The sequence below is a fragment of the Rhodococcus sp. NPDC057014 genome, from assembly GCF_042673295.1.
GTDB lineage: Bacteria > Actinomycetota > Actinomycetes > Mycobacteriales > Mycobacteriaceae > Rhodococcus_F.
This window is the reverse complement of record NZ_JBHUSF010000309.1, coordinates 1-10,912: the sequence shown is the minus strand read 5'-3', so window position 1 is coordinate 10,912 and position 10,912 is coordinate 1. Positions and strand designations below refer to the sequence as shown.

At 67.1% G+C, this 10,912-nt stretch carries 10 protein-coding genes; 5 read left to right on the top strand and 5 right to left on the bottom strand.

The features are described 5' to 3' along the window. From ACFTZB_RS36995 to iolC, 4 genes are all read right to left on the bottom strand, one after another. Nucleotides 1-841 (bottom strand): thiamine pyrophosphate-binding protein (locus ACFTZB_RS36995; protein WP_378439552.1); only part of this gene is annotated, 841 nt, incomplete at its 3' end. Next, complete coding sequence (gene iolB, locus ACFTZB_RS36990) at nt 838-1,734, bottom strand: 5-deoxy-glucuronate isomerase (RefSeq protein ID WP_378439551.1); 897 nt, start codon at nt 1,732-1,734, stop codon at nt 838-840. The genes iolB and ACFTZB_RS36995, both read right to left, overlap by 4 nt. 21 nt (nt 1,735-1,755) lie before the next feature. Beyond that, nucleotides 1,756-2,655, bottom strand: coding sequence for an aldolase (locus ACFTZB_RS36985; protein WP_378439549.1), 900 nt, complete (start codon nt 2,653-2,655; stop codon nt 1,756-1,758). Further along, a complete protein-coding gene (gene iolC / locus ACFTZB_RS36980) occupies nt 2,648-3,637 on the bottom strand; it encodes a 5-dehydro-2-deoxygluconokinase (RefSeq protein WP_378439547.1) in 990 nt (329 codons plus the stop codon). The genes ACFTZB_RS36985 and iolC overlap by 8 nt, the downstream gene beginning before the upstream one ends. Nucleotides 3,638-3,840: 203 nt before the next feature. On the opposite strand from iolC, the gene ACFTZB_RS36975 reads away from it, so the two are divergent. The 5 genes from ACFTZB_RS36975 (at nt 3,841) to ACFTZB_RS36955 (ending at nt 9,184) form a co-directional block, all read left to right on the top strand. After that, a complete protein-coding gene (locus tag ACFTZB_RS36975; protein WP_206010677.1) occupies nt 3,841-4,578 on the top strand; it encodes a GntR family transcriptional regulator in 738 nt (245 codons plus the stop codon). A gap of 31 nt (nt 4,579-4,609) precedes the next feature. After that, complete coding sequence (locus ACFTZB_RS36970; protein WP_378439555.1) at nt 4,610-5,971, top strand: MFS transporter; 1,362 nt, start codon at nt 4,610-4,612, stop codon at nt 5,969-5,971. A gap of 188 nt (nt 5,972-6,159) precedes the next feature. Next, a complete protein-coding gene (locus tag ACFTZB_RS36965) occupies nt 6,160-7,158 on the top strand; it encodes a substrate-binding domain-containing protein (protein WP_378439544.1) in 999 nt (332 codons plus the stop codon). A 146-nt stretch (nt 7,159-7,304) separates the two neighbouring features. Then, the gene (locus ACFTZB_RS36960) at nt 7,305-8,363 is read left to right on the top strand and encodes an ABC transporter permease (protein ID WP_378439542.1); all 1,059 of its coding nucleotides are present in this window, start codon (nt 7,305-7,307) and stop codon (nt 8,361-8,363) included. Between the two features lie 5 nt (nt 8,364-8,368). After that, nucleotides 8,369-9,184, top strand: a complete 816-nt coding sequence (locus ACFTZB_RS36955) for an ATP-binding cassette domain-containing protein (RefSeq protein ID WP_378439540.1) — start codon at nt 8,369-8,371, stop codon at nt 9,182-9,184. Between the two features lie 28 nt (nt 9,185-9,212). Here the strand turns inward: ACFTZB_RS36955 and ACFTZB_RS36950 are convergent, their stop codons facing one another. After that, complete coding sequence (locus tag ACFTZB_RS36950) at nt 9,213-10,247, bottom strand: LacI family DNA-binding transcriptional regulator (RefSeq protein ID WP_378439538.1); 1,035 nt, start codon at nt 10,245-10,247, stop codon at nt 9,213-9,215. Nucleotides 10,248-10,912: the final 665 nt, after the last annotated feature.

Below are 10,912 nucleotides of genomic sequence, written 5' to 3'. Positions count from 1 at the left end.
AATCTACAAAATAGGAAACCTTCTCGGTGGCGCCGGAGTATATTATTAAACCGCCCGCGACGATCAGCGGCTTCTTCGCCGACCGGATGACGTCCGCGGCCCGTGCGATCGCCGACTTCTCGGGGAGCGGCCGGGCGACGCGCCACGTGCGCTCGGCGAACATCGACTCGGGCCAGTCGAACGCCTCCGCCTGCACGTCCTGCGGGATGGCGACGGTTGCTGCGCCCGTCTCGACGGGGTCGGTCAGCACGCGCATCGCGCCGAGCAGCGCCGAAGGCAACTGCTCCGGTCGCCACACGCGGTCGAAGTAGCGCGACAGCGGCTTGAACGCGTCGTTGACGGTGACGTCCCCACTCGACGGCAGTTCGAGTTCCTGCAGCACCGGTGCGCTCGCGCGGGTGGCGAACGTGTCGGCGGGAAGCAGGAGGACGGGCAGCCGGTTGATGGTGGCGAGCGCCGCACCGGTCAGCATGTTGGTCGAACCGGGCCCGACGCTGGCCGACACGGCCCACGTCTGCAGGCGATCCTTCTGGCGGGCGTATGCGACCGCGCTGTGCACCATCGCCTGCTCGTTACGGCCGAGGACGTACGGCAGCTCCGGTTCGGTGCCGGCCTCGACGGCGTCGATCTCGGCCTGCAGCAGCGCCTGACCGAGACCGGCGACGTTGCCGTGGCCGAAGATGCCGAAGCAGCCGGCGAAGAACTTGGTGCGTTCGCCGTCCCGCTCGACGTATTGATTGGCGAGGAATCGGATGGTCGCCTGAGCCACCGTGAGGTGGACGGTGCCCTCGGCGTTGGGGTTCTTGCTCGCCGACATCGGCGCGGTGGACACCACGGTCATGCTCCTTCGGACGGTGCGTGGAGGGGGAGGCGGGGATCGACGGTCTGGTGTTCCCAGCTGCCGCGCAGCCAGGTGTGTGCCGGGTCGTCGCAGATGTTCCAGGAACGTTCTTCACCCGGCCCGGCCATCACGTTCAGGTAGTACATGTGATGTCCGGGGGCGGCGATCGACGGTCCGTGGTAGCCGTGCGGGACGAGGACCACGTCGCCGGATCGCACTTCTTCGAGCACCTCGATGGGCCGCTCGGGAGTGCCGTACACACGATGGTAGCCGAATCCGGTGCCGCCGAAATCCACTGCGGTGTCGCCTGCTTCGGCGATCTCGAAGTAGTAGATCTCCTCGAGCTGGGATTCGACGTCGCTGTTCTCGTCGTGCTTGTGGCTCGGGTACGACGACCAGTTGCCGCCGGGAGTGATGACCTCGCACGCGATGATCGAATCGGCCTCGAACCGGTCGGCGGTGCCGAAGTTGTGCACCTGCCGGCTGCAGTTGCCCGCCCCGCGCAGTTCGACGGACACGTCCGTGGCCGGAACGTACCGGAACGGGAACTTCTGCCGGGCGCGGGCGCCGCACAGTGCGAAACGACCACCGGTCGCGCTCGCCACCGCGTAGGCGGAGTCCCGTCCCACGTAGGCGAAGTCGCTCGGCCCGTCGAACACGGACCGGCGCCCGGTGAGCGCGAACTCGGTGCCCTCACTCGACACCGACGCCGACCCGGCCAGCGGCACGACGATGATCTCGTCGTCGCCGGTGGTGAGTTCGGCCGACCCGCCGGGTGCCAGGGTGAGCACCCGGAGGCTCGATTCCGTCCAGCCCGCCGACTCGGGGGTGACCTCGAGGTCGAACGGCCCGGTGGCCGCGGAACCGACCGGTACGTAGTACTTGCTGTTCATCGTGGGCCTCTCCGGCGTGCGTCAGTGAACGAGGGATACGGCGGTGTCGACCGCGGCGGCGACGTCCTCGTCCCGCGGGTACAGCAGGGTGCGTCCGACGATCAGGCCGCGGACCGACGGCAGTGCGAGGGCCTTCGCCCAGCTCGCGAACGTCTCCTCGGGGGCCGTCTGCGGGTCTCCGCCGAGCAGCAGCGTGGGAAGCGTCGTCGCGTCCATGACGCGTTCCATCTCGTCGACCACCGGAAGCTTCATCCAGGTGTAGGCGGACGTGGAGCCCAGGCCCTGGCTGATGTGGATCGACTTGATCACGGCGTCGGCGCTGAGGTCGTTCTTGACCTTGCCGTCGACACGCCGCGACAGGAACGGTTCCACCATCGCCATCAGCCCGGCCGCGGCCAGCGAATCGACGGCCTCCGCGCAGGCGGTGAGGGTGGAGAGGGTGCCCGGATCGTCGAGATCGATGCGGCACAGCATCTTTCCGCCGTTCATGCCGGCCTTCGCGGTGCCTGCCGCGCTGTAGCCGGTCATCCGGTCGTCGAGTTCGAAGCTGGCGCCTGCCAGGCCGCCGCGGTTCATCGACGAGATGACCACCTTGTCGTCGAGTGCGCCGAGCAGCACCAGATCGTCGAGGATGTCGGCGGTGGCGAGCACGCCGTCCACGCCGGGATTGCGCAGCGCGGTGCGGAGGCGGTCGAGCAGGTCGGTGCGACTGTTCATCGCGGTCGGGCGGTCGCCGACCGCCAGCGCGCCGCGGGCGGGGTGGTCGGCGGCGACGATCATGAGCCGGCCGTTGCCGCGCACCGTCGGCCGGGCGATGCGGGTCGCCCAGGCACGGTCGATGGCGGCCGGATCACTGGCGCGTACCTCGGTGACGTCGGCGTAGGACGCGCAGACTGCGCGGTGAGCGAGAGTTTCAGACATTGACAGCCTCCGAAGCGGTGGATTCGGCGAGCTCACGGACCTCGTCGGCCGTCGGCATCGCGGTGGAGCATTCGAGCCGGGAGGCGACGATCGCCCCCGCGGCGTTGGCGTAGCGCAGGATCTTCTCGAGCGGCCACCCGGCGAGCAGGCCGTGGCACAGCGACCCGCCGAAGCTGTCGCCGGCGCCCAGGCCGTTGACGACGTCGACCTCGTTGGGCGGCACCGTGATGGACTGCGTACGGGTCTTGCCGAGCACTCCCTTGGGGCCCTGCTTGACGATGGCCAGTTCGACGCCGAGGTCGAGCAGCGCATCGGCGGCCTTGTGCGCGTTGGTCTCGCCGACCGCGATCTCGCACTCCTCGCGGTTGCCGACCGCGACGGTGACGTGCTGGAGAGCACGCTGCACCTGCGCGGTGGCCTCGGCGGGGGAGGACCAGAACATCGGGCGGTAGTCGAGATCGAGGACGGTGTGGCTGCGGCGTCCGCGAGCCTCCCAAGCGGCGAAATGCGCACTGCGGCTGGGCTCTTCGGACAGTCCGGTGACGGTCGACCAGTACAGCTTCGCGTCACGGACCGCGTCGAGGTCGAGGTCTGCGGGCTTCACCTGCAGGTCCGGGGCGACCGGCTTGCGGTAGAAGTACAGCGGGAAGTCGTCCGGCGGGAAGATCTCGCAGAACGTGACGGGGGTCGGGTGGTCGGTGTCGATGCCGACGTACCGGTTGTCGACACCGAGATCGGTGAGTGCGGTGCGGACGTAGCGTCCGAACGGATCGTTGCCGACGCCCGAGATGAGCGCGCTGCGGCAGCCGAGGCGGGCGGCGGCGACGGCGACGTTGGCGGCGCTTCCGCCGAGGAACTTGCCGAACGTCTCGACGTGCTCGAGTCCGACGCCGGTCTGCAATGGGTAGATGTCCACACCGCAGCGCCCGATGGCGAGGACGTCCAATCCGTTCCGGTTGGGTTGCGTCTGGTTGGTGGTCAAGGCTGACTCCCGAATAGGTCGTTGTGGGTGGTCTGCGCAGGGCGCCGAGGTCTGGTTGAAACTGTGCTCCCCATCACCGGCTCCTGTCAAGACTTTGTCCTGACATTATTACTTGAAGTCAATCTGGTGTTAGTGTTCGCATACACTGCCGGAAAGATCGGCGGCGGCGGACGTCGCCACGCGCACGAGGATCGGAGTTGTCCGTGGGTGCACCACTCGCAGTCGAGCTCGACAGATCGAGCCCGGTTCCGCTGTATTTCCAGCTCGCGCAGACGATCGAGAACGCGATCATCGGCGGGGAACTCGCGCCCGGCGACCGCTTCGAGAACGAACTGGCGCTCGCCAAACGACTGAACCTGTCGCGCCCGACCACTCGCCGCGCCATCCAGGAACTCGTCGACAAGGGACTGCTCGTTCGCAAACGCGGCGTCGGCACGCAGGTCGTGCAAAGCGCCGTGCACCGGCCGGTCGAGCTCACCAGCCTCTTCGACGACCTCGCCCGCGCGGGGCAGAGCCCGACCACCAAACTCCTCGACTACCAGGTCGCCGTGCCTGCCGAGGACGTGGCCGCCGAACTCAACCTGCAACCCGGCAGCGAGGTCGCGTCCATCCGGCGCCTCCGCAGCACCAACGGCGAACCGCTCGCACTGATGACCAACCACATCCCCGTGGATCTCGCGCCGGACCCCGAGGAACTCGAGGCGCACGGTCTCTACCACGCGCTCCGCGCCCGCGGCGTGCACATTCGCCTCGCCCGGCAACGCATCGGCGCGAAAGCGGCGAGCAAGGCGGAGGCGTCACTCCTCGACGAGAAGACCGGGGCGCCGCTGCTCACGATGAACCGGACCGCGTTCGACGACTCGGGAAGCGCCGTCGAGTTCGGCAGCCACTGCTACCGGGCGTCCCGGTACTACTTCGACACCACCGTTGTCGATCGTTAGGACGGGGCGCGCGACGTCGTTCCCCCGGGGAATGGCCCTGCTGGTGGCGGGCGCCCTCTTCATGGAGATCCTCGACGCCACCATCATCGCCCCCGCGGTCCCGCTGATCGCCGACTCGTTCGCCGTCGACCCCGTCGACGTCAACATCGCGATCTCCGCCTACCTCGTCACGGTCGCAGTCCTCATCCCCGCGAGCGGGTGGGTCGCCGACCGGTTCGGGACCCGCCGGGTATTCGTGGCCGCCATCGCCGTGTTCACCCTGGCGTCCATCGGGTGCGCCGCGAGCGTGTCCCTGCCGATGCTCGTCGCGATGCGGGTGCTGCAGGGAGTCGGCGGCGCCATGATGGTGCCGGTCGGACGGCTCGCGGTGCTGCGGTCGAGCACGAAGAGCGATCTCGTCCGCGCGATAGCCCTGCTCACCTGGCCCGCGCTCGCCGCGCCCGTCATCGCGCCCCTGCTCGGCGGCGCGATCGCCACGGTGGGCTCGTGGCGGTGGATCTTCGTCATCAACATCCCCATCGGCGTCCTCGGAATCCTGCTGTCGCTCAAGCTGGTTCACGGCGCCGGCTCGCGGTCGGCGAGGAAGCTGGACTGGCGGGGCCTGCTCGGGGTCGGAACGGGGATCGCGGCGGCGCTGATCGCCCTGGAAAGCATCCGTGTGACCGGAACGGACTGGCGGCGGGTCGCGGTCGGAGGAGTGGTCGCGGTCGTCCTGCTGTTCGCGTCCGCGGTCCATCTCGTCCGGACTCCGCACCCACTCGTCGACGTCCGCGTGCTGCGCGTCCGGACGCTGCGGACCACCGTCACCGGAGGTTCGCTCTACCGCCTGATCGTGACGGCCGTGCCCTTCCTGCTGCCACTGCAGTTCCAGCTCGGCTTCGGCTGGACGCCTTTTCTCGCGGGTCTGCTCGTGGCCGCGCTGTTCGCAGGCAACATCGCGATCAAACCCTGCACGACGCCGCTGATGCGGCGCTTCGGCATCAGGCCGATCCTGCTGGTCAACGCGCTGCTGTCGGTGGGCTGCTTCGGGATGCTCGCCGCACTGAGTTCGTCGACCCCGATACCCGTCATCGCCGCGGTCCTGTTTGTGAGCGGAGCCCTGCGTTCGGTCGGATTCACCGCGTACAACAGTCTCGCGTTCTCCGACGTCGATCGCGCCGACCTCACGCACGCGAACACTCTCAACGCCGCGGTGCAGGAACTGGCGGCCGGCCTCGGGATCGCGCTCGCGGCTCTCGCGCTCACCGCGTTCACGCCGTTGGCGACGTCGTCCGAGCACGGGTTCGGATCCGAATATTCCTGGACCTTCGTCCTTTTGGGCGTGCTGATGCTCGGCACGGTCGTCGACACGCTGCGCCTGCCGCGCGACGCCGGGGCATCGGTCACGCGCTGAGCGCGCCCACATCTCTCGGCATTTCCGCTCGATCTCCGGGCCGACAGCGGTGACCCGTGCGCCCGCGCATTTGATATGTGGTCCTAATGTCCAGACAAACTATTGACTTTCGGGTGTGACGCGTATTACATCTAAGGCACACGGCCAAGACGTCAACGAGCCGTTCGTCCCCCCGAGAGGAAAAACAGATGAACTTCCCCAATCGGCGTCGCGTGGCAGTGCTGGCCTGCGCGAGTGCCCTGGTGATGAGCCTCGCGGCGTGCTCGAGCACCGGCGGCAAGCCGGACAGCAGCGGCTCCGGGATCGGCGCGGGCAGCGCCGACACCCCGCGCATCACGATCGCGATGGTCACCCACGCGGCGCCGGGCGACACGTTCTGGGACCTGATCCGCACCGGTGCGCAGGATGCCGCCGACAAGGACAACGTCGAACTGAAGTACTCCTCCGATCCTCAGGCCCCCAACCAGGCCAACCTCGTGCAGACGGCGATCGACTCCAAGGTCGACGGTCTCGCACTCACCCTCGCCACCCCCGAAGCGATGGCGCCCGCCGTCAAGAGTGCGCAGGACGCCGGTATCCCGATTTCCGCGTTCAACGCCGGATACGGCGCGTGGAAGGACATGGGCGTCACCCAGTACTTCGGGCAGGACGAGACCATCGCCGGCCAGGCCGCGGGCAACCGGCTGAACGACGACGGCGCCAAGCACGTCATCTGCGTCATCCAGCAGCAGGGCCAGATTCAGCTCGAATCCCGTTGCGCCGGCGCCAAGCAGACGTTCCGCGGCACGTTCGAGACGCTCAACGTCAACGGCGAGGACATGCCGTCGGTGAACTCCACGATCGCCGCCAAACTCCAGCAGGACCCGTCCATCGACGGCGTGCTCGCGCTCGGTGCCCCGATCGCCCTCACCGCAGTCCAGTCCGTCGGTAACGCGGGCAGCCCGGCCAAGGTCTTCACGTTCGACACCAACGCGGCCCTCGTCGACGCCATCTCCGACGGCAGCGTGCAGTGGGCGATCGACCAGCAGCCGTACCTGCAGGGCTACCTGGCCATCGACTCGCTGTGGCTCTACCTGAACAACGGCAACGTCATCGGCGGCGGCGGGCCCACCCTGACCGGGCCGTCGTTCATCGACAAGACCAACATCGACAAGGTCGCCGAGTATGCCAAGGCCGGCACCCGCTGACCGGCGGTCGATTCACATGACAGGACACACGATCCGGACCCCGGTGGGTCCATCTCTCGCACACACCGTCACCGACACCATCGACCCGGTCGCAGGACCGGCCGGCACCGCACAACGCTGAGATCCACCGGCGCGGAGAGGAAATCATGTCCACACAGCAAGATCTGGACCTTGCCAGTCACAAGGTCGTCCACGACGAGAGGGTGAAGGAGCAAAAACGCCTGCAACGGCTGCTGGTCCGCCCAGAGATCGGTTCCCTGTTCGGTGCGATCGCCATCTTCGTCTTCTTCATGGTCGTCGCACCCCCGTTCCGCAGCCCCGAGGCACTGGCCACCGTCCTCTACGCATCCTCCACCATCGGGATCATGGCCTGCGCGGTCGCCCTGCTGATGATCGGCGGCGAATTCGACCTCTCCGCCGGCGTCGCGGTCACCACCAGCTCCCTGGCCGCGTCGATGATCGCCTACAACCTGCACCTGAACCTGTGGGCCGGCGCCGCCCTCGCCCTGATCGTCTCGCTCGCGGTCGGGTTCTTCAACGGCTACCTGGTGATGAAAACGAAAATCCCCAGCTTCCTGATCACCCTGAGCTCGTTCCTGATGCTCACCGGCATCAACCTGGCGGTCACCAAACTGATCACCGGGCAGGTCGCCACCCCCTCCGTCTCGGACATGCAGGGCTTCGACTCGGCGAAGAAGGTGTTCGCGTCCTCGTTCACCGTCGCCGGGGTGTCGGTGCGGATCACCGTGATCTGGTGGCTGCTGTTCACCGCGATCGCCACCTGGGTGCTGTTCAAGACCCGGATCGGGAACTGGATCTTCGCCGTCGGCGGCAACCAGGACTCCGCCCGCGCCATCGGCGTCCCGGTCACCAGGGTCAAGATCGGGTTGTTCATGACCGTCGGGTTCGCCGCCTGGTTCGTCGGCATGCACCTGCTGTTCTCGTTCAACACCGTCCAATCCGGCCAAGGCATCGGCAACGAGTTCCTCTACATCATCGCCGCGGTGATCGGCGGCTGCCTGCTCACCGGCGGCTACGGCACCGCGATCGGCGCCGCGATCGGCGCGTTCATCTTCGGCATGACCAACCAGGGCATCGTCTACGCCGGCTGGAACCCGGACTGGTTCAAGTTCTTCCTCGGCGCGATGCTGCTGTTCGCGGTCATCGCCAACAACGCCTTCCGCAACTACGCCGCCAAGAGGTGACCAGTATGAGTACCATCGAACAGATGCCCGTCGATACCGAACCCGGTGGGGGCGGCAAGATCCCGCTGATCGAACTGAAACACGTCGGCAAGCAGTACGGCAACATCATCGCCCTGCAGGACATCAACCTGCGCGTCAAAGCCGGGGAGGTCACCGGTGTGCTCGGCGACAACGGCGCCGGCAAGTCCACCCTGATCAAGATCATGGCCGGGCTGCACCAGCAGAGCGAGGGCGAGCTGCTCGTCGACGGCGAGGCCACCGTGTTCGACTCCCCGAAGGAGGCCCTGTCCAAGGGCATCGCCACCGTCTACCAGGATTTGGCGGTGGTCTCGCTGATGCCGGTGTGGCGCAACTTCTTCCTCGGCCAGGAACTGCGCAAGGGACCGCTCAAATCCCTCGACGCGAACGGTATGCGCGCCACCACGATGTCGGAGCTGTCGGAGATGGGCATCGAGCTGCCCGACGTCGACGCCCCCATCGGCTCGCTCTCCGGTGGTCAACGCCAGTGCCTGGCGATCGCCCGGGCGATCTCCTTCGGCGCCCGCGTGCTGATCCTCGACGAGCCCACCGCAGCCCTGGGTGTCAAGCAGTCCGGGATGGTGCTGCGCTACATCTCCGCCGCCAAGGAACAAGGCTTCGGGGTGGTGTTCATCACCCACAACCCGCACCACGCCTACATGGTCGGCGACCACTTCGTGCTCCTGGGCCGCGGCCGGCAGAAACTGGACTGCACCTTCGACGAGATCAGCCTCGAAGAACTCACCCAGCAAATGGCCGGCGGCGACGAACTCGAAGCACTCACCCACGAATTCCGGCGCTAGGCGACCCATCCCCGGTCCTGAGTCACCGTCAGGGCATGTTGTAGGGAGTGATGATCCGGATCGGCGACATCACCGTGGTCACACCCGACAGCCCGCCACGTCCCTGAATCAGCATGCGGCAGGCCAGGTTCGCGTCCGACCGCAGGTCGTGATCGAGGACGGCCGAGATCTTCTTGTCCCGGAGCAATTGCTTGTTGTCCCGATCGAGGTCGTGGGCGATGAACACGCGGTAGCGGCGGCCGAGCTTCTCGAAGGCGCGCACGGTCGCCATGTTGCCGCCACCGATCGAGTAGACCGCCTCGATGTCCGGGTTGCGTTCGAGTGCGTCGAGGACGAGACGCTCCACCGTCGTGTCGAGGCCCTCACTCTCGGAAATGTCGATCAGTGTGCGCTGAGAGCCGGTCCCCCCGACACCGACCGAGCGGCGCAGCGCACCGCGGAATCCCATCTCGCGCTCCTCTTCGCCGCGAAACGCGTTGCTACTCAGGGTGACGAGGACACTGGACGCGCTGTCGCACAGCCATTGCGCGAGCAGGTAGGCGGCTGTCTCCCCGGCCGCCCGGTTCTCGATTCCGACATAGCCGACCCGACTGCTGTTCGGCACGTCGGTGGCGTAGGTGACGACGGGGATCCCCGCCTCGGTGAGCCGGTCGATGGCGTCGGAGACCTCGGTGGTGTCGGGCGCCTTGACGATGACACCTTGCGAGGGGCGTGTGACGAGCTTGTCGAGTGTCTCGACCATGGCAGGCACCGAGCCGGTCTCCCGGAAGTGAAACCGGGTGCGGACCACCGCGGGGGCGAGGGACGGCAGTTCAGCCTCCACCGCTTCGCGGAACGCCCCGGAGAATCGGGGCGGCGCCTGCATGACGACGTCGAAGAGGTACTTTTGCCCGGCCAACCGTAGCTGGGAACGCTGTTTGTCCAGGTCAGCGATCGCTTGCGCGACTTCTGCGCGGGTTCCCTCACGCACCCCCGGGCGGTTGTGGAGCACGCGGTCGACCGTCGCCTCGCTGAGGCCCGCCTGCTGCGCGATCTCCCGAACCTTGTAACGACTGTGCGCCACAACGTCTCCCTCGAGGTGAAAATGATGGATGATGCCCGTTGATTGAGGCACGTACCCCGGCAAGATTAGCAGAAATACACGAAAGATACTCCCAAGGAACAACTCCCGCACCGGCACCGCTGATGCTGGCCGGCCACCCCGGCGGACCGCACATGACGTATCCCCAACTGGTGGCCCGAGCCCGGCACGCCACCACGGAGGGCTCAGCCGTGGTCACACCGCACATCAACAGGCTCTGGACCTGTTCGACGCCCTCGGTCCAGGGAGAAGACGCTGCACGCCAATTCGGACGGGCACACCAGTGTCCCCCAGTTGCCCTTGGCCCGGTACCTGAAGCAGGGCAAGACGCCGCTATCGGAGACCGGCCACCCGCCCGTTTCGACGGTCGTACGTATTCGTACTCATGCTTCGCTTGCTGAACGTAGACCGGGAAGCGCGGATGGCAACGTCCAATTGCCTGGACACACAGTTGCGCGTCCCTGCAGCGCAGGGGGTGTGCCGTGCTGAACGTGCATCGGCACAGACGAACTGAGGGAACCCCTTTGACTCGAACTGGTGTTCGAACTAGTTTTGATGCATGGGGGACGGGGAGAGAACTCAGGGGGCGTTGCCGGACGGTGATCCGGCGGACGTCGACACGCTGCGGTTGACCGAGGCGCAGTTGC

Excerpts from the sequence above, each read along its gene's own strand:
- ACFTZB_RS36960 (WP_378439542.1), top strand. The coding sequence starts at position 7,305 with ATGTCCACACAGCAAGATCTGGACCTTGCCAGTCACAAGGTCGTCCAC.
- ACFTZB_RS36955 (WP_378439540.1), top strand. The coding sequence starts at position 8,369 with ATGAGTACCATCGAACAGATGCCCGTCGATACCGAACCCGGTGGGGGC.
- ACFTZB_RS36970 (WP_378439555.1), top strand. The coding sequence starts at position 4,610 with ATGGCCCTGCTGGTGGCGGGCGCCCTCTTCATGGAGATCCTCGACGCC.
- iolB (WP_378439551.1), bottom strand. The coding sequence starts at position 1,734 with ATGAACAGCAAGTACTACGTACCGGTCGGTTCCGCGGCCACCGGGCCG.
- ACFTZB_RS36985 (WP_378439549.1), bottom strand. The coding sequence starts at position 2,655 with ATGTCTGAAACTCTCGCTCACCGCGCAGTCTGCGCGTCCTACGCCGAC.
- ACFTZB_RS36965 (WP_378439544.1), top strand. The coding sequence starts at position 6,160 with ATGAACTTCCCCAATCGGCGTCGCGTGGCAGTGCTGGCCTGCGCGAGT.